This is a genomic window from Amycolatopsis sp. NPDC034160 (assembly GCF_055575355.1).
The window spans coordinates 68,574-86,911 of the sequence record NZ_JBVISU010000019.1 but is presented as its reverse complement, the minus strand read 5'-3'; the positions used below and the strand labels follow the sequence as shown (position 1 = coordinate 86,911).

Annotated in this window: 18 protein-coding genes; 9 read left to right on the top strand and 9 right to left on the bottom strand. The window is 67.7% G+C overall.

The genetic code is table 11. From position 1 onward, the window contains the following. Positions 1-112: 112 nt before the first annotated feature. Complete coding sequence (locus tag ACZ54P_RS30755) at positions 113-1,159, bottom strand: LacI family DNA-binding transcriptional regulator (RefSeq protein ID WP_465465087.1); 1,047 nt, start codon at positions 1,157-1,159, stop codon at positions 113-115. 199 nt (positions 1,160-1,358) lie between these two features. Here ACZ54P_RS30755 and ACZ54P_RS30750 point away from each other — a divergent pair, with 199 nt between their 5' ends. Genes ACZ54P_RS30750 through ACZ54P_RS30735 form a run of 4 tightly spaced genes read left to right on the top strand, consistent with a single transcriptional unit; the run spans position 1,359 to position 5,928 of the window. Beyond that, positions 1,359-2,660 (top strand): ABC transporter substrate-binding protein, encoded by a 1,302-nt coding sequence (locus ACZ54P_RS30750; RefSeq protein WP_465465086.1) that lies wholly within the window; start codon positions 1,359-1,361, stop codon positions 2,658-2,660. A gap of 3 nt (positions 2,661-2,663) precedes the next feature. Continuing rightward, positions 2,664-3,653 (top strand): carbohydrate ABC transporter permease, encoded by a 990-nt coding sequence (locus ACZ54P_RS30745; RefSeq protein ID WP_465465085.1) that lies wholly within the window; start codon positions 2,664-2,666, stop codon positions 3,651-3,653. Then, the gene (locus tag ACZ54P_RS30740) at positions 3,650-4,522 is read left to right on the top strand and encodes a carbohydrate ABC transporter permease (protein ID WP_465465084.1); all 873 of its coding nucleotides are present in this window, start codon (positions 3,650-3,652) and stop codon (positions 4,520-4,522) included. The genes ACZ54P_RS30745 and ACZ54P_RS30740 overlap by 4 nt, the downstream gene beginning before the upstream one ends. A 2-nt stretch (positions 4,523-4,524) precedes the next feature. Next, positions 4,525-5,928 (top strand): GH1 family beta-glucosidase, encoded by a 1,404-nt coding sequence (locus ACZ54P_RS30735; protein WP_465465083.1) that lies wholly within the window; start codon positions 4,525-4,527, stop codon positions 5,926-5,928. 73 nt (positions 5,929-6,001) lie between these two features. On the opposite strand, the gene ACZ54P_RS30730 is transcribed toward ACZ54P_RS30735, so the two are convergent. Continuing rightward, complete coding sequence (locus ACZ54P_RS30730; protein WP_465465082.1) at positions 6,002-6,373, bottom strand: hypothetical protein; 372 nt, start codon at positions 6,371-6,373, stop codon at positions 6,002-6,004. Between the two features lie 518 nt (positions 6,374-6,891). On the opposite strand from ACZ54P_RS30730, the gene abc-f reads away from it, so the two are divergent. Then, on the top strand, positions 6,892-8,511 hold the full coding sequence (gene abc-f / locus ACZ54P_RS30725) for a ribosomal protection-like ABC-F family protein (RefSeq protein WP_465465081.1): 1,620 nt from the start codon (positions 6,892-6,894) through the stop codon (positions 8,509-8,511). A 512-nt stretch (positions 8,512-9,023) separates the two neighbouring features. On the opposite strand, the gene ACZ54P_RS30720 is transcribed toward abc-f, so the two are convergent. From ACZ54P_RS30720 to ACZ54P_RS30690, 7 genes are all read right to left on the bottom strand, one after another. Further along, positions 9,024-9,437: a RidA family protein gene (locus ACZ54P_RS30720; RefSeq protein WP_465465080.1), complete on the bottom strand. Its 414-nt coding sequence runs from the start codon at positions 9,435-9,437 to the stop codon at positions 9,024-9,026. Positions 9,438-9,734: 297 nt separating this feature from the next. Continuing rightward, positions 9,735-10,079: an MmcQ/YjbR family DNA-binding protein gene (locus tag ACZ54P_RS30715; protein WP_465465079.1), complete on the bottom strand. Its 345-nt coding sequence runs from the start codon at positions 10,077-10,079 to the stop codon at positions 9,735-9,737. 69 nt (positions 10,080-10,148) lie between these two features. After that, complete coding sequence (gene menE / locus ACZ54P_RS30710; RefSeq protein WP_465465078.1) at positions 10,149-11,612, bottom strand: o-succinylbenzoate--CoA ligase; 1,464 nt, start codon at positions 11,610-11,612, stop codon at positions 10,149-10,151. Next, on the bottom strand, positions 11,602-12,927 hold the full coding sequence (locus tag ACZ54P_RS30705) for an MFS transporter (RefSeq protein WP_465465077.1): 1,326 nt from the start codon (positions 12,925-12,927) through the stop codon (positions 11,602-11,604). Before ACZ54P_RS30705 ends, menE begins: the two co-directional genes overlap by 11 nt. A gap of 16 nt (positions 12,928-12,943) precedes the next feature. Beyond that, complete coding sequence (locus ACZ54P_RS30700; RefSeq protein ID WP_465465076.1) at positions 12,944-13,396, bottom strand: MaoC family dehydratase; 453 nt, start codon at positions 13,394-13,396, stop codon at positions 12,944-12,946. Positions 13,397-13,403: 7 nt separating this feature from the next. Continuing rightward, entirely contained in the window at positions 13,404-14,285 is an 882-nt protein-coding gene (locus ACZ54P_RS30695) for an amidohydrolase family protein (protein ID WP_465465075.1), read from the bottom strand. A gap of 1 nt (position 14,286) precedes the next feature. Then, positions 14,287-15,192 carry an SDR family NAD(P)-dependent oxidoreductase gene (locus tag ACZ54P_RS30690; RefSeq protein WP_465465074.1) on the bottom strand — a complete coding sequence of 302 codons (906 nt, stop codon included), beginning with the start codon at positions 15,190-15,192 and terminating at the stop codon, positions 14,287-14,289. A gap of 97 nt (positions 15,193-15,289) precedes the next feature. Between ACZ54P_RS30690 and ACZ54P_RS30685 the strand changes: the two genes are divergently transcribed. From ACZ54P_RS30685 to ACZ54P_RS30670, 4 genes are all read left to right on the top strand, one after another. Continuing rightward, positions 15,290-16,126, top strand: a complete 837-nt coding sequence (locus tag ACZ54P_RS30685; protein WP_465465073.1) for a PaaX family transcriptional regulator — start codon at positions 15,290-15,292, stop codon at positions 16,124-16,126. Between the two features lie 50 nt (positions 16,127-16,176). Further along, on the top strand, positions 16,177-16,806 hold the full coding sequence (locus tag ACZ54P_RS30680) for a class I SAM-dependent DNA methyltransferase (protein ID WP_465465072.1): 630 nt from the start codon (positions 16,177-16,179) through the stop codon (positions 16,804-16,806). Between the two features lie 28 nt (positions 16,807-16,834). Continuing rightward, on the top strand, positions 16,835-17,587 hold the full coding sequence (locus tag ACZ54P_RS30675) for a glycosyltransferase family 2 protein (protein WP_465465071.1): 753 nt from the start codon (positions 16,835-16,837) through the stop codon (positions 17,585-17,587). A gap of 297 nt (positions 17,588-17,884) precedes the next feature. Continuing rightward, positions 17,885-18,337 carry a carboxymuconolactone decarboxylase family protein gene (locus tag ACZ54P_RS30670; RefSeq protein ID WP_465465070.1) on the top strand — a complete coding sequence of 151 codons (453 nt, stop codon included), beginning with the start codon at positions 17,885-17,887 and terminating at the stop codon, positions 18,335-18,337. Position 18,338: the final 1 nt, after the last annotated feature.

Genomic DNA, 18,338 nt, shown 5'->3' with positions numbered 1-18,338 from the left:
CATCACGTACTTCGCTCGACAAGACCGCAGGCCACAAGTAGGTACCTAAGAGCCGGTTCGTTAGAACGACCCAAATCACTCACGACTTTCTGGACCAGGCCTCTTCGGCGGTTCAGCTGGAGGCGCGGCGGGTGAGGGAGACCGGCAGGACCTGCTGACGGGGTTTGAGATCCCGGTCGTCCATCACCGCCAGCAGCGTCTCGACCATCGCGTGGACCTGCTCGCGCGGGTCCTGGTGCACCGAGGTCAGCGGCGGATCCATCTCCGGCGCCAGCGTCGCGTTGTCGTCGAAGCTGACGACGGCGACGTCGGTGGGGATCCGCCGTCCGGCCGCGTGCAGGGTCCGGAGCGCGCCGAGGGCCATCATGTCGCTGGCCACGAAGACGGCGTCGAGGTCGGGGCGCCGCTCGAGCAGGTTCGACATCGCCTTCGCGCCACCTGTCAGGGTGAAGTCGGCCTCCTCGACCAGGTCGGCCGGATCGAGTCCCGCGTCGAGCAGGGTCTTGCGCCAGCCGGAGAGGCGGTCGATCGCCGCGCTCTGGTCCTGCGGTCCCGCGATCGTGGCGATCCGCCGGTGACCGGCGTCGACCAGATGCGCGACAGCCAGTTTCGCGCCGCCCTCGTTGTCGAAGTCGACGACGTGGACGCCGCGTTTGAGCCCGGCGGCCTGTCCGCCGTACACCACCGGGATCCGCAACTGGCGCAATGCCTTGGGCAGCGGGTCGGTCCGGTGCGGCGCGAACACCAGCACGCCGTCGACGTGTCCGCCGTCGAGGAACCGCACAGTGCGGTCGAGGTCCTCGCGGGTGTCACTGAAGATCAAGACCATCTGGCAGCCGATGTCGGCCAGTTCGCGGTAACCGGCCCGCATGACCGCGGTGCGGTACGGGTCGTCGAGCAGTCGCGCCTCCGGTTCCGACAGGACGACCGCGACCGCGCCGGTCCGCCTGGTCACCAGCGACCGGGCTGCCTGGTTCGGGGAATAGCCGAGCGCGCGGGCCGCGGCCTGCACCTTCTCCCGGGAACGCGCGCTGACGTAGCCGTCGTCGTTGAGCGCGCGCGACGCCGTCGACCGGCTGACCCCGGCGGACGCGGCGACGTCTTCCAACGTCGGCCGCTCGTCTTCCCCTGGTCGAGGACCCACCCGCGTCACCTTCACTCTTCAGCACCACCCGGACACCGACAGCTTAATCTCCGGCGGCCGAAACGCTGAGAGCGCTCCCCTGATGGAAACGCTCTTATTACAAGCCCTTGACACGGCCAAAGCGTGGCGACAGACTCTCCGCATCCTCTGGGAGCGCTCCCACTTTCTGGGTCACGCGACGGGCGTTCCCACCCATCGGCAAGGGGTTTGACACGTGAGAACCATCCGGAACGGCCTGGTGCTGGCACTGGGTATCACGATGACGGCGTTCGGCGTAACGGCGTGCGGGAGTGACGACGGCGGGACACCCGCCGCGTCCGATCCGAACGCCAAGGTCGAGCTGACGCTGGCGACGTTCACCGAGTTCGGCTACGAGGACCTGATTCCCGAGTACGAACGGCTCCACCCGAACATCAAGGTCACCCACCGCAAGACCGGCCAGGGCGGGCCGTACCACCAGGACCTCATCACGAAGCTGGCGGCGGGTTCCGGTCTCGCCGACGTCACCGCGGTCGAGGAGGGCCACCTCTCGAACGTCCTCGACAAGGGGGCGAAGTTCAACGACCTGCCCAAGATCGGCCCGGCGGAAGCCGCCCCCGACCGCTGGCTCCCCTGGAAGTACGAAGCGGCCAAGACCAAGGACGGCAAGGTCATCGGCTACGGCACGGACATCGGGCCGCTCGCGATGTGCTACCGCAAGGACATGTTCGAGGCGGCGGGCCTGCCGACCGATCCCGAGGCGGTCAAACCGCTGTTCGCGACCTGGGACAGCTACTTCGCCGCGGGCGACCAGTACGTCTCCAAGACCGGCGGCAAGGCGTGGTTCGACTCGGCCGCGCAGAACTTCAACGCCATGGTCAACCAGCTGCCCACCGGCTACATCGGGAATGACGACAAGCTGGCGGTCGAGGGGAACCAGGGCATCAAGGACGCCTGGACCAAGGTGACCGCCGCTGTCGCGAAAGGACAGTCCGCCAAGCTGACCGCGTTCAGCAACGAGTGGAACTCCGGCTTCAAGCAGGGTGCTTTCGCCACGAAGGCCTGCCCGGCGTGGATGCTCGGCGTCATCAAGGAGCACTCCGGCCCCGAAAACGCCGGCAAGTGGGCGGTCACCGCGGCCTTCCCCGGCGGTGGCGGGAACTGGGGCGGTTCGTACCTGACCGTGCCGACGCAGTCGAAGCACCCGAAGGAGGCGGCCGAACTCGCCTCGTGGCTGACCGCACCCGAACAGCAGCTCAAGGCGTTCAAGGCCAAGGGCACCTTCCCCAGCCAGGTCAAGGCGCTGGAGGACCCGGCACTGCTGAGCGAGACCGACGCCTACTTCGGTGACACCAAGGTCGGTCAGCTGTTCGCCGAGCAGGCGAAGAAGGTCACCAAGCCGCAGTACAAGGGCCCGGGTGACGGCCAGATCCAGGAGAACGCTTCGAGCCCGGCACTGCAGGCCGTCGAACAGGGCAAGTCGGCGGACGAGGGCTGGACGCAACTGCTCGACGCCGCGAAGAAGATCACGCGCTGACTGATGACCGTCGTCGACAAGATCGCGCCGGAAGGGAGGAAGGCCGGGGAGCGCAAGTCGCCCCGGCCCACCCTCCGGCACCGGCTGAGCAGGTGGGACGTCAAGGTCTCGCCCTACCTCTACATCGCCCCGTTCTTCATCGTGTTCGGGATCGTCGGGTTGTTCCCGTTGCTCTACACGGCGTACGTGTCGCTGTTCAGCTGGGAGGCGGGCGACGACAACCCGGACTTCATCGGGCTGGACAACTTCAAGGAGCTGTTCGCCGACACGCAGTTCTGGAACGCGCTCGAGAACACCGTCAGCATCTTTCTGCTCTCCAGCGTTCCCCAGCTGATCATCGCCGTGGCACTGGCGGCGTTGCTCAGCAGCAGACTGCGCGGGGCGACCGGCTGGCGCGTCGGCATCCTGCTCCCCTACGCCGCCAGCCTGGTGGCTCTCGGGATCATCTTCGCGAACCTGTTCGGACCGAAGTACGGCCTGGTCAACGGCCTGTTGCAGACCATCGGCCTCGATCCGGTCGACTGGCAGGCGGACCGGTTCAGCAGCCACGCCGCGATCGCGATCATGGTGAACTGGCGCTGGACCGGATACAACGCGCTGATCGTGCTGGCGGCCATGCAGGCCGTCCCGAAGGAACTGCACGAGGCCGCCCTCATCGACGGCGCGGGCGCGGCACGCCGCTTCTTCAGCATCACCCTGCCGCTGCTGAAGCCGACGCTCATCTTCGTCACGATCACCTCGACGATCGGCGGACTGCAGATCTTCACCGAGCCCAAACTGTTCGACGCCATGCCGGGGTCGAACAACGGCGGTTCGTCCAACCAGTTCCAGACGGTGACGCTGTACCTGTACCAAACGGCCTTCGAGAACTACGAACTCGGCTACGCCTCGGCCATCGCGTGGGTGCTGTTCGTGATCATCGTGCTGATCGCGCTGGTGAACTTCTTCCTCACCGGCAGGCTCGCCCGGACCCCGGCGGTGAAGAAGAAATGACCCTCCTCCACAGTGGACCCATTACCGGCGGGCTCAAGCGAAGTGTTTCAGCACTGGGCAAACCACGCCGGTCGACCTACATCGTGCTCGCCATCTTCGTGCTGGGCTCGCTCTTCCCGTTCTATTGGTCGTTCCTGGTCGCCAGCCGGGACAGCGGGATGCTCACCGAACGGGTGCCGCCGTTCCTGCCGGGCGGCAACTTCTTCGCCAACGCGGCCAGGGTGTTCGACACGGTGCCGTTCTGGAAGGCGCTCGGGAACAGCCTGATCGTCTCCGGCACGGTCACCCTGACCACGGTGCTGTTCTCCTCGCTCGCCGGGTTCGCGTTCGCCAAACTGCGGTTCCGGGGCCGGAACGGGTTGTTCGTGTTCATCGTCATCACCCTCGCCGTCCCGACCCAGCTCGGCATCATCCCCTTGTTCATGGCGATGTCGGAGTTCGGCTGGGCCGGCGGCCTGCAGTCGGTGATCGTGCCCAACCTGGTGACCGCGTTCGGCGTGTTCTGGATGCGTCAGTACACCTTGGACGCGGTGCCGTACGAACTGATCGAGGCGGCGCGGGTCGACGGATGCAGCATGATCCGCATCTTCTGGAACGTCTGCCTGCCCGCGGTCCGCCCGGCCGCGGCGATCCTGGCGATGTTCACGTTCATGACCTCGTGGAACGACTTCCTCTGGCCACTCGTCGTGCTGGACGCCGGCAATCCCACCGTCCAGCTGGCACTGGAGAAGCTGCAGAGCGGCTATTACGTCGACTACTCACTGGTGCTGGCCGGGACCACCCTGGCCACCATCCCGATCCTCATCGTCTTCCTCCTCCTCGGCCGCCAGATCGTGGCCGGGATCATGCAAGGTGCCGTGAAAGGGTGACCATGTCCACTCAACCCGACAGTGTTCGGGCGAAGACCGCGCTGCTGTTCCCGCCCGGATTCGTGTGGGGCGCCGCCACCGCCGCCTTCCAGGTCGAAGGCGCCACCGCCGCCGACGGCCGGACCGACTCGATCTGGGACGTCTTCGCCCGCCGTCCCGGCGCCGTCGTCGGCGGCGACACCGGCGAACCGGGCGCCGACCACTACCGGCGCTACGCCGAGGACGTCGACCTCATGCGGCGGCTCGGCCTCGGCGCGTACCGGTTCTCCCTGTCGTGGCCGCGGATCCGCCCCGACGGCGGCGCACCGAACCCGCAGGGGCTCGCCTTCTACGACCGGCTCGTCGACAGGCTCCTCGAAGCCGGGATCCAGCCTTGGGCGACGCTCTATCACTGGGATCTCCCCCAGGCGCTGGAGGACGAGGGCGGCTGGACCTCACGCGAGACCGCGTTCCGCTTCGCCGAGTACGCCGAAACGATCGTGGCGCGACTGGGCGACCGGGTCGCGAACTGGTCGACCTTGAACGAGCCGTGGTGCGCCGCGATGCTCGGCTACGCGGGCGGGATCCACGCTCCCGGGCGAAAGGAACCCGACGCGGCGGTCGCCGCCACACACCATCTCCTGCTGGGACACGGGCTCGCGATGGACGTCCTGCGAGCGCACGCCCCGGCGGCGTCCTCGGGGATCACGCTGAACCTGTACCCGGTCTCCGCCGCCGATCCTTCGTCCACAGTGGACGTCGAGGCCGCGCGCCGGATCGACGGCCTGCAGAACCGGCTCTTCCTCGACCCGGTGCTGAACGGCGGCTACCCCGAGGACATGCTCGCCGATCTCGCCCCGCTCGGCATCGAAGCGCTCGTGCGGGAGGGGGATCTCGCGGCCATCGCCGCCCCGATCGATTGGCTGGGCATCAACTACTACCGCGGCTACCAGGTCGCGGGCACGCCCCGGCCCGGCAGCGAGCCGGCCGGCCCCGACTGGCTCGGTGTCCCCGACGTCCACTTCGTCCCCGACGAAGCGGCGCCGCGCACCGACTCCGGCTGGGAGGTCCAGCCTTCGCGGCTCACCGAATGCCTGCTGCAGGTGCACCGCGATTACCCGCAGATCCCGTTGTACATCACCGAAAACGGCGCGTCCTATCCGGACGCCCTCATCGGCGGGGACGTCGCGGACACCGACCGGATCGCCTTCCTCGACTCGCATCTGCGCGCCGCCTACGAGGCCATCGAAGCGGGCGTCGACCTGCGAGGCTACTTCTACTGGTCGCTGCTCGACAACTTCGAGTGGGCCGAGGGGTACGCCAAGCGGTTCGGGCTCGTGCATGTCGACTACGAGACGCAGCAGCGGACGCCGAAGCAGAGCGCGCTCTGGTATGCCCGGGCGATCAGCCTCAACGGCCTGAGCTGAGCCACCGACTGGGGGTCGCGAAGGGTCGTTTCCGGTAGTGGGTCCGGAAACGACCCTTCACGGCAATCTCAATTCATTTGGTCCCGTGAGCCGCGATCGCGGCCTGTTCGGCGACCGTGCGATCGTCGGCCTCGCGGCGGTCCGGAATGCCGGCGGCGCGGAAGGGATTGACGCAGCCTGGTACGTCGGCCACGGAATAGCAGTTGTCGGGCCGGTTACCGCTCACTGCCGCCTCGTCGGTCAACGTGACCTGCGCGTCGAGCGTGTAGATGCCACCACCGGAGGCGGGCTGCGGGAAGGAGCCCGACCCCGGCTCGCCCGCGGCGTTGTCGCCGACCTTCCCGCCGCCGAGCGTGAGAGTGTCGTGGAAAACGCTGAGGCCGGCACCGCTCCCCCTGTAACCGGCATACCCGCCTGGCCCGGCGACACCGGCGTCGCCCGCCACGGCCGGCCGGGTTTCCGGTGATTGATGGTGAGCTTCCCGGCGATGGCGGGCAGTCCGGCGTTCCAGGTGGCATCCACGGGTTCGTGAGGGTGTAGACGCACTTCGCCGCCAGGGACAACGTGTCCGGAACCGTGGTCGCGTTGGCCTCGGCGACGGCCTGAACGAGCGCCCACATCACCGGCGATTCCGAGTACCGCTTCCGAAAGCGTGCCCATTTCCCGGATACGAATCCAAATTCGCACTGAGGATTCCTTGCGACAGCACACTCGGCTATTCGCCGTACGCGGATCAGCCCGCTGGCACCCCAGGCGCGCGTGGGTCAGGTTTGTTATCGTGGAGGCGGACCTGAGCAACGAACAGGAGACCAGACGTGGCAGGTGAAGACGACATCTCCGGGTGAGCCGGAGTTGGCAGGCCACCGGCGGTAACGCCGAAGTGGCCATTTCGTCGTCCCCTCAACGCCACGTCCACCGCGGTGCTCCCTTGAGGCGCCCGCTTTCTCCGTGAGGTCTTTCTCCATGTCAGACGCCTTCGTCGTCGTGTCCGCCTTGTCCTTCGCCTGGCCTGACGACACGCCGGTCTTCGACGACCTGTCCTTCACCGTTCCCGGGGGCCGCACCGGGCTCGTCGCGCCCAACGGGGCCGGCAAGAGCACGCTTCTCAAACTGATCGCCGGCGAGCTGCGGCCCCTCACCGGAACCGTGTCCACCCAAGGCGTACTTGGCTACCTGCCGCAATCGTTGCCGCTCACCGCCGAACTGACCGTGTCCGAGGTGCTGGGCATCGCCCCGCAGCTCGCGGCACTGAACGCCATCGAGTCGGGTGACGCGAGCGAGGAGCACTTCACCACCATCGGCAACGACTGGGATATCGAGGAACGCACGCGTGCCCAGCTCGACCGGCTCGGTCTCGACGGCATCACGCTGGACCGCAGCCTGCGCACGTTGAGCGGTGGGCAGATCGTCTCCCTCGGGCTGGCGGCTCAGTTGCTGAAGCGGCCCGACATCCTGCTGCTGGACGAACCGACCAACAACCTCGACCTCGACGCCCGCCACAAGCTCTACGGCGTACTCGAAGACTGGTCCGGTTGCCTGATGCTGGTGAGCCACGACCGTGAACTGCTCGACCGGATGGACCGGATCGCCGAACTCGACCACGGCGACCTGCGCTATCACGGCGGGAACTTCACCCAGTACGAAGCGGCGGTGAAGGCCGAGCAGGAGGTCGCCGAGCGCAATGTCCGCAGCGCCGAGCAGGAGGTCAAACGCGAAAAACGGGAGATGCAACAGGCCCGCGAACGCGCGGCCCGACGAGCCGGCAACGCGGCCCGCAACCTCGGCAACGCCGGTCTGCCGAAGATCTTCGCCGGAACCATGAAGCGCAACGCCCAGGAATCCGCGGGCAAGGCGAACGAGACACACGCCGCTCGGGTCAGCGAAGCCAAGAACCGCCTCGATGAGGCGGAGCGCTCCCTCCGCGACGACCAGAAGATCGCGCTGATCCTGCCGGGCACCACCGTCCCGGCGGGACGCACGATGTTCCACGGCGAAGGCATCCAGGTCCGCTACGGCGACCGGAACGTCTTCGCGGGCGGCGGTGTCGACCTGACGATCCGCGGCCCTGAGCGGATCGCGCTGACCGGCGGCAACGGCAGCGGGAAGTCGACGCTCCTGCGAGTACTCAACGGCGACCTCGAACCGTCGGACGGGGTGATCAAACGGTCCGAGGGCCGGATCGCGTACCTCTCCCAACGACTGGATTTGCTCGACCTGGACCGGACCATCGCCGAGAACTTCGCGGCGTTCGCCCCCGGCCTGCCCGAATCGCAGCGCATGACACTGCTCGCCCGATTCCTGTTCCGGGGCGCGCGCAGCCAGCTTCCCGTCGGCGCGCTCTCCGGCGGCGAACGGCTTCGGGCCACTCTGGCGTGCGTGCTGTTCGCCGAGCCCGCACCACAGTTGCTCCTGCTGGACGAGCCGACGAACAATCTCGACCTGGTCAGTGTCGGGCAACTGGAGAGCGCGCTGGGCGCCTATCAGGGGGCTTTCGTGGTCGTGAGCCACGATGAGCGCTTTCTGAAGGAGATCAAGGTGAATCGACGGGTGCTGTTGACCGATGGAGTGCTTCGTGAGGGGTAAGGGTCGCGCCTCGGCGACTTGCCGCGATCAGCCGGTTAAATGCGGGTGCTTCCGGTGCGCGTGGTCGTGAGTGGCGATTCGGGTTCTAAACCGAATCGCCACTCACGACCACCGCGCCGCTCGCCGCACTGCCCAGCCGACGGCGAGGCCGCCTGCCCTTCACCGCCAAACTCCTGCACGCCCCGAGGAGGGCGGGTCCCTCGCCCATGCCACAGCGTCTCTCACTTTGGAAAACAAAAGATCCCGCTTCCGCTCAGCGAAGGTCTGGGGGTTACCTGCGAGCAGAAGCGGGAGTTCAAGGCCGGTACGGAGGGCCGCCTCTCGGCGAAAGGCACGACATGGCTCCGGCCGAACCGGTATTCCATGAAGGCAAAAGGTGAGGCCCGGGGGCACCATCCGTACCGACACCCATTACAACGCACACATCCACCAAACGTTCCCCAGAACCCCCACGCGACCAAGTGACCTACATCGCCCGAACCCTTACCGGATAAAGGGAACAGACAACACCGTCACACGCGCGGAATCGCCGCCACGGCTTCCACTTCGACGGCGTACTCCGGCGCCGCCAGCGCCGCAACCACGGCCAGCGACTGCGCCGGGAAATCCCCCTCCGGGAACCATCGCCCGAAGGCCTCCGCCTGAGCGGAACGGTAGCCCGCCAGGTGCTCGGTGCCACCGACGAGCGTCAGCAGTTTCACCAAGTGCCGGGGTTCACCACCGGCGGCGGTCAGCAGTGCCTCGATGTTGGCGAAGATCTGCCGCCCCTGTGCTTCCGCGTCCGAGCCTGCCAGGCTGCCGTCCGGGAGCACGCCGAGCTGTCCCGACAGGAAGACGAGCTCGCACTCCGGCGGGGCAGTGGCCAGGTGGCTGTACCGCCCGGCGGGCGACGCGACTTCTTCAGGGTTCCAACGACGTGAGTTCATCCTTCAATGATCCACATCCGCGTTCGGGACGTGCACCACGGCCCCGGACGGACAAAAAAGGCCCGCCCCCGCTCAGCGAAGGCCTGGGGGTCACCTGCGAGCGGAGGCGGGAGCTTAGGGTCGATACGGTGGGCCGCCTCTCGGCGAAAGGCACGACATGGCTCCGGCCGAACCGGTATTCCATGAAGGCGAAGGGTGAGGCCCGGGGGCACCATCCGTATCGACACCCTGTACAACGCAGACACGGGCCGAATGTTCCAGCCGGGACAGTGACCCACGTCAACACGCTCGTAACCCTCAACAGGGCGGCGGAACCTGCTCGATCAGCTCTTCGGGAGCGGACAGCCGCCAGGCCTCGTAGACGAGTTCGTTCAGCTCATCGGCCTCGAGACCGTCGAGGTGGACGACCACCCAGCCGAATCCTCCCGCCGTGAACTGCACCTCGAACACGTCCGGCCGCTCGGCCACGAGGGCCTCTTGTTCCGTCAGGGTCTGCTTCAAGCCGACGGTCTGGGTGCGCGGCCAGTAGTAACCGAAGCGCTTTCCGCGCACGCTGTACGACTCCCAGTCCCTCGCGTCGGAACGCTCGACATCGGCGAGCTTCTCCAGCATTCGGTGGAACTCGTCGCTCGGCACACCCATCCTGAACCCCAACCACAGCTGCCCCCAGAAAACCCGGCGGCCACAGTCTAGGCGGACAGACCGACAAGATCAGGAGCCAGCCCGTAGCTCCGCCTTGCGCACCTTGCCGGACGCGGTCCTGGGCAGCTGCTCGACGAACTCGAACCGAGCCGGCACCTTGTACTTCGCCAGCCGTCCGAGCAGGAACTCGCGCAGCTCGTCGCCGTCGACGTCACCTGAGCGGACGACGAAGGCACAGCCGACCTCACCCCATTTTCCGTCCGGGACGCCGATGACCGCGGTCTCGGTCACCGCGGGATGTTCGTACAGGACGTTCTCCACTTCGGCCGGGTACACGTTTTCCCCGCCGGAGATGAACATGTCCTTCAGGCGGTCGACGATCCGGTAGTGCCCGTCCTCGTCGACGGTGGCCACGTCACCGGTGCGGAACCAGCCGTCCTCGTTGAACACGGCCGCGGTCGCCCTCGGGTTCCGCCAGTAGCCGGGGGTCACGTTCGGCCCTTTCACCAGGATCTCCCCCGGGCCCGCGCCCGGCGGGTCGAGCCGGACGTCGGCGAAGAACACGGGCACGCCCGCGGAGCCGGCCCTGCCTTCGCTCTCGCGTGCCTCCAGGAACGTCACGCCCGGCGCAGTTTCGGTCAGCCCGTAGCCCTGGCAGAACACGAGCCCGCGCCGCTGGTATGTCCGTACTAGCTCCTCCGGGACGGCGGCGCCACCGCAGATCAAGCTCCGCACCGACGACAGGTCGGCCGACGGCCAGCGCGGGGACGCCGACAGCGCGGCGTACATCGTCGTCACCCCGAACATCCAGGTCACCCGGTGCCGTTCGATCAGGTCGAAACAGCGATCGACGTCCCAGGATTCCGTGAGCAGGGCGCAGCCGCCCTTGATCAAGGTCGGCAACAGCGTCTGCGCCAGCGCGGCGACATGGAAGAGCGGCGCGGTGACGAGGGTGACCTCGTCACCGCCGACGTCCACCCCGATCAGCAGGTTGAAGGTGTTCCAGAGCAGGTTGGCGTGCGTGAGTGTCGCGCCCTTCGGCCGTCCCGTGGTTCCGGACGTGTACAGGATCAGCGCGACGTCGTCGGGCTTCACCGTCACCTCGGCCGGAATTTCCTCGCCCTCGGCGAGCCAGGTTTCGTAGCCTTCCAACGTGACCAGCTGCGCGGTGACGCTGTCCAGCCCCTCGACGACCTTTGCCGTCCGCGGCGCGTAGATCAGCACTGTGGCGCCGGAGTCGGTGAGGATGTGGTCGATCTCCGGCGTGGTCAGCCGGAAGTTGAGCGGGACGAAAATCGCGCCGAGCGAAGTGGCCGCGAACAGGGTCTCGACGAACGCCGGATGATTCGGGCCGAGGTAGGCCACGCGATCACCCTGGCGTACACTTGCCGCCGCGAGCCGGGACGCCAGCTTCGCGACGCGTCTGGCCAGCTGGGCGTACGTCGTCGGCTCGTCTTCGAAGAGCAGCGCGGTCCGCTGTGGGGAGATCCGCGCGCGACGGGCGGGCCAGCCGCCGATTCCTTCATCCCGCATCTGCGGCCTCGGCGGTGGAGCGGACGGGGCGGGCCTCGATCAGGTCTCGCCGGTTCGTCTCCTTCAGCGCGAGGACACAGCCCGCCGAGAGCAGGCAGAACGCCGCGATCGTCAAGGACACCGCCGTGGTCGACGGGCCGCCCGACGCACGCTGGAACTCGGCGAACAGCACCGGCGCGAAGCCGGCGCCGAGACCGGCGAGCTGGTAGCCCAGCGACGCGCCGGTGTACCGGTTCTCGGTGGCGAACAGTTCGGTGTAGAGCGCCGCCAGCGGCCCGTACATCATCGGATGCAGCACGCCTTGCCCGATCACGAGCGCCACGAGCAGCAGCGCGCCGCTGCCGCTGTCGACGAGCGGGAACAGCAGGAACCCGTACACCGCCGTGACGATCGCGCCGATCAGCACGATCGGCCGTCTGCCGAACCGATCCGACACCGCCGACCAGCCGATGATCCCCACCACCGCGCAGACGGACGAGACGGTGAGCGCGTTCAGCACGGTTTGGCGTCCGTGTCCCGCTTGGACGCCGTACGCGAGCACGAACGTCGTCAGCGTCCCCTGCACGACGAATGCGGCCAGGCCGACGCCGACCCCCAGCAACAGCGTCTTCGGCTGATCGCGCAGGACCGCGATCAACGGGAATCGCCGCCGCGGTGCCGCGGTCTTGGCGGCGAGGAACGCCGGGGTTTCCTCGACCCGGGACCGGACGAACAATCCGATTCCGAGCAGCACGACGCTGAGCAGGAACGGCACCCGCCAGCCCCAGTCGAGGAACGCCGCCTCGCCGGTGATCGCCACCGTCCCCGTCATCGCGACCGTGGACACGACCATCCCGCTCGGCGCGCCCGCGTTCGCGAAGCTGGCCCACAGGCCGCGGCGGGAGGTGGCGTGCTCGGCCGACATCAGGACCGCGCCACCCCATTCCCCGCCGACCGAGATGCCTTGCAGTACCCGCAACACGATCAGCCCGATCGGCGCGGCCGCGCCGACGTCGGCGTAGGTGGGCAGCAGCCCGATGAGGAAGCTGGAGACACCCATCAGCGTCATCGTCAGCACGAGCATCCGTTTGCGGCCGAGCTTGTCGCCGAAGTGGCCGAAGAGCACACCGCCGAGCGGCCGCGCGAGATAGCCGGTGGCGAAGGTCCCGAAGCTGGCGACGGTCGCGAGCGCGGGATCGAGGTCGGAGAAGAAGACCTTCGTGAACACGACCGCGGAAGCCGTGGCATAGAGCAGGAAGTCGTAGTACTCGATGAGACTGCCGAGGTAACTCGAAGCGACCGCTCGGCGGAGCTGCACGTTGCTGTGGGATCGCATGGCTTTCCCCTTGTCGTCAGGCGTAGTGCCGGTATACGGCCCGCGCGACGCACGCGGGTTTGGCGGAACCGTCGAGTTCGACCGTGAAGTCGAGGACCATCTGCACTCCCCCGGCGATGTCGGTCACCTCGGCGACCTTCCCGGCGAGGCGGATCTTGCCGCCCGCCGGGACCGGGGCGGGGAAGCGCACCTTCTCCAGCCCGTAGTTGACGCTCATCCGCACACCGGTGATCCGCAGCAGATCGCCGAAAAGCGGGATCAGCAGGGAAAGGGTCAGGTATCCGTGCGCGATGGTGCCGCCGAACGGGCCGTCGGCCGCGCGCTCCGGATCGACGTGGATCCACTGGTGATCGTCGGTGGCGTCGGCGAACCGTCCGATGCGGTCCTGGGTGATCTCCAGCCAGTCGCCGTGCCCGAGGTCCGCGCCCGCGAGTGCCTTGATCTCTTCGATGCCGTTCGCGTGGGTCATGCTTCTCCTAGTCGGTTTTGACGAGACCGAGCAGCTTCGCCGCGTTGTCCTTGAGGATCTTCGGGCGGACTTCGGGTTTGATCTCCAGCTCGGCGAAGTCGGCGAGCCAGCGGTCCGGGGTGATCACCGGATAGTCGGAGCCGAACAACACCTTGTCCTTCAGCAGGGTGTTGGCGTACCGGACGAGTTGCGGCGGGAAGTACTTCGGTGACCAGCCTGAGAGGTCTATGTGGACATACGGTTTGTGTGTCGCGACGGCCAAGGCCTCGTCCTGCCAAGGGAACGACGGATGCGCGAGGATGATCCGGAGTTCCGGGAAGTCGACGGCGACGTCGTCGACCAGCATGGGATTCGAGTACTTGAGCCGGATCCCGCCCCCGCCGGGGACGCCGGCGCCGATCCCGGTCTGTCCGGTGTGGAAGAGCGCGGGAACGCCGAGTTCCTCGATGGCCTCGTAAAGCGGGTACGCCATCGGGTCGTTCGGCGCGAAACCTTGGATGCTCGGATGGAACTTGAACCCGCGGACGCCGTATTCGCCGACCAGTCTCCGTGCCTCGCGGACCCCCGCCCTGCCCTTCCACGGATCGACGCTCGCGAACGGGATGAGCACGTCGCCGTGTTCGGCGCAGCTCTCGGCGACCTCCTCGTTGGCGATCCGCGGATGGCCGGTGGCGTACTCGGCGTCGACGGTGAACACGACCGCGGCCATCTTTCGTTCCCGGTAGTACGCCGCCATCTCCGCGATCGAAGGCTGCCGGTGCCCCTGTGCCTTGAAGTACTTTTCCGAGGCCCCGAACAGTGCCGGGCTCAACGAGCCGTGGCCGTCCTTGGAGATCTCCGCGTGCGTGTGGACGTCGATGGCGACGACCTCGTCGAGGTTGACGGGCATGTCACGGCCCCTTCGGCGCGGGGATGCCGAAGCTCTCCGGCGCGGCGCCGACCCCCGCGTGCCAGGAGGCCGCGATCCCGTCGGCGGTCCAGCCACCCTCGGCGAACGCGACGGCTTTCTCGTGCGGGTGCGCCCAGAGCGCGAGCCGGTCGCCGCCGATGCCGATCGCCTGACCGGTGATGCCTTTCGCTTCGTCCGAAGCCAGGAAGACGACGAGTGAGGCGGCGTCCTCGACCGTTCCCAGTCCTTCGTCACGGCGGAGCCAGGGCGGGAAGGGTTTTCCGGTGCGCTCGGCCTCTTCGATCACCGGCGCGAAAGTCGGGATGGTGCGGGTCATCTCGGTGGCAGCGACCGGGACGACGGCGTTGACCAGGATCTCGGCCTTCGCCAGTTCCGCCGCCCAAGTGCGTGCCATCGCGGCGATTCCGGCCTTCGCGGCGGCGTAGTTGGTCTGCCCGAAGTTGCCTCGCTGCCCCGCCGGCGAAGAGACCAGGATCAGCCTGCCGCCATCCCCCTGCTCCCGCATGCGCACCGCGGCGGCCCGCGCGCAGGTGAACGTGCCGCGGAGGTGGACGCGGACGACGTCGTCGAAATCGTCGTCGGACATCTTCCACAGCACCCGGTCCCGCAGGATCCCGGCGTTGGTGACCATCGTGTCGAGCCGGCCGAACTGCTCGACGGCGGTGTCCACCAGCCGTCCGGCGACCTCGGCGTCCCCGACCGGCGCGACGACCGGAACGGCGCGTCCGCCCGCTTTGCCGATCGCGTCGACGGTTTCGACGGCGGCGGCCTCGTCCACGTCGTTGACCACGACCGCGGCACCGGAGGCGGCGAGCGCTTCCGCGTAGGCCCGTCCCAGTCCGCGGCCGCTGCCGGTGACCACCGCGACCTTGCCCGACAAGTCCATGGAGCCGTCCTCTCGTCGTCCAGTGCACGTCTCAAAGTAGGCATAATCGAAACCGTCGTCAATAATCTGCCCAACATCGTCGGCTAAGCTGCTCTCCGTGACCGAAGACGACACCGCGCCCGGCCAGGCCCATCGGCCGCAATCCCTCATGCTCACGTTCCTGGGCATGCACGTGCTCGGCCACGAAACCGCCGTCTACTCCGGAAGCGTGATCGACGTATTCGCCCGCGTCGGTGTCTCCGAAGAGGCGGTTCGCTCGACGCTGACCCGGATGGTCGGCCGCGACCTGCTGCTCCGGCGGCGTCATGGCCGCCGGGTCTACTTCGGACTGACGGCCCGCGCGACCGAGGTGCTGGAAGACGGACGGCGGAGGATCCGCGACACCGGCGCGGTCAACCGCGATTGGGACGGCACGTGGACTCTCGTCGGCTATTCGCTGCCCGACAGCAGGCGCAGCGACCGGCATGATCTGCGCAGTCAGCTCGTCTGGGCGGGTTTCGGCCTGCTGCAGAACGGTTTGTGGATCGCGCCGGGCACGAGGGACGTCACCGCGATCGCCGGGCCGCTCGGCCTGCTCGACCACGTCACCGTGTTCACCGCGCAGGAGGCCAAACCGACGGAATCGGCCGACCTGGTCCGCAAAGCCTTCGACATCGACGCGATTTCCGCGCGATATCACACTTTCCTGGACCGCTGGGACACGCCGAAGCCGCTTCCGGCGGCTCCGGACGACCTCGCCCGCCGCCTGCTGCTGCACACCGATTGGCTCCAGGCCGTACGCCAGGATCCGCATCTTCCGGCGGAGCATCTGCCCGAGGACTGGCCCGCGATCCGGGCGGAGCAGGTCTTCGCGCGGCTGGACGAGCGGATGCGGGACGCTTCCACTCGATTGGCCGAAGAAGTGCTCGACGTCGTCGAGGTCACGGACGACTGATCCTCGCTACCCTCGCTCGGAAAGGATCGCGCGACTTGGGGAGCTGCGAAATGGATCGTCCGGCTACAGCGGCGGAATTGTTCGACGCCATCGGTTCCGCCTACGAGGACGCCTTCGGCCGTCCGCCGGTGGTCGACAAGGCGGTGCGGCAGCTACTCGACGCGCTGCCACCGGCGTCGAGGGTGCTCGACATCGGCAGTGGGACCGGCCGTCCGGTCGCCGAGGATCTCACTGCCGCCGGACATCGGGTGACCGGGCTCGACGTCTCGTCGGTGATGATCGAACTGGCCCGCGAGCAGGTCCCGGCCGCCACCTTCGTCCACGCCGATGTGCGCGAGTGGACCTCACCGGCCGAGTCTTGGGAGGCGGTCTGCGCGTTCTTCCCGTTCCTGCAGATGCCACGCAAGGACACCGAAGCCGTCCTCGCCGACATCGCCCGCTGGCTGGTACCGGGTGGTCTTTTCGCGCTGATCACCGTCCCCCGCGACATCGAGGACGTGCCGGTGGAGTTCTTCGGCCGCACCTTCCACGCGACCAGTTTCGCGCCGGAAGACCTCGCACGACGAGTGGAAGCAGCCGGGCTGGAAATCACCGGGACGCATTCGGAGATCTTCACCGCGGACGAACCGGGGACCCCACCCGAAGAGCACTTGTTGATCACCGCGGGCAAGCCGGGCTGACGCAGATCGAGACAGGTAACTTCCCCTCGTGCCCGTCATCAGCGTCATCACCCCGGTCCACCCGCCGAGCCTGCCGTATCTGACCGAGGCCTACGCATCCCTGGCCGCGCAGGAACTCCCGCCGGGCTGGACCTGGGAATGGCTGGTGCAGGAAGACGGCGATACCGGTCTGCTCGACGACGTCCTCCCCGCCGACGAGCGGGTACTGACCGGTTCGGGTCGGCGAGGCGGGCCCGGGGTCGCGAGGATGTTGGCGCTGTCCCGGGCTTCCGGGAAGTTGATCAAGGCACTCGACGCGGACGACGTGCTGGCGCCGGGAGGACTCGCGCGGGACATCGCGGCGCTCGAGGACCCCGCGATCGACTGGACCACCTGCCGGGTCCTCGACCTCTTCCCGGACGGGACCACGGCGGGTGTCGACAGCGATCCGAAGGAAGGGCCGATCGAACCCGGCGCGATCCTGCGGTACTGGCAGCGCAACGACTACCTGTCACCGGTGGTCGCCGGGACGTTGTGCATCCGCCGCGAACTGCTGCTGGAGCTGGGCGGCTGGATGGCGCTGCCCGCGTCGGAGGACACCGGGCTGGTCCTGGCGGCGAACGCCTCTTCCGTCGGGTACTTCGTGGCCACCTGCGGCATGTACTACCGGAAGTGGGCCGGGCAGGTCACCAGATCGGCCGCGCACAACGACGACGCCGAACGGCTCGCACGGATGAAGCTGATCGGGGAACGCGCCGAGGTCATGCTGGCGCGGCGGGCTCAGCGCGCGCCGAACTGTTGAGACGTAAGGCAAAGATGGCAGGCTTGAGCGCGTTCAACAGGCTAAACGCGAGCAGCCGGTCCACGTGCCCGGGACTTGGCGTCACGGTTTGCCCCAGCGTCACCGGTGATCACCTCGGCGGGGGTGGTGAAGGGCCCTCTCACTACCCTCAGGGTAGGCAAGGAGGCCTTCACGGCGCGGGGGCTCAGTTCCTCGACCTGCACGGTGAAGTCGTGCGTTGGTAGCACCCGGTCACATTCTTTTGGCGGGATCCGTCAGTGCGGTGAAAGCAAGACGGAAACCTCGAAGGAGAACAGCATGGAATCCCGGATTCCCAACCCCGCGATGGCGAACCCCGCCACGCTGAAGGCCCTGATCGCACTGGCGGAGTCGAGCGGGGACACCGGTGTCCCGAACACCACGCACTACCTCATGCACGTTCGCGCCAGCCAGATCAACGGCTGCAGCGGCTGCCTGGAGATGCACACCAAGGAACTGCGCAAGGCCGGCGAGTCCGACGAGCGGATCTTCACCGTGGCGGCGTGGCGGGACACGGCCTACTTCACCGGCGCCGAACGCGCGGCGCTCGCGCTGGCCGAGGCCCTCACCCGGATCGCGGACCAGGCCGATCCGGTCGACGACGAGGTGTGGAACGAGGCTACTCGCCACTACGACGAGAAGCAGCTCTCGAGCCTGGTCCTCTCCATCGCCGCGATCAACACCTGGAACCGGCTGAACGTCGCGACCCGGCAGATCGCCGGCGCCGCCTGAG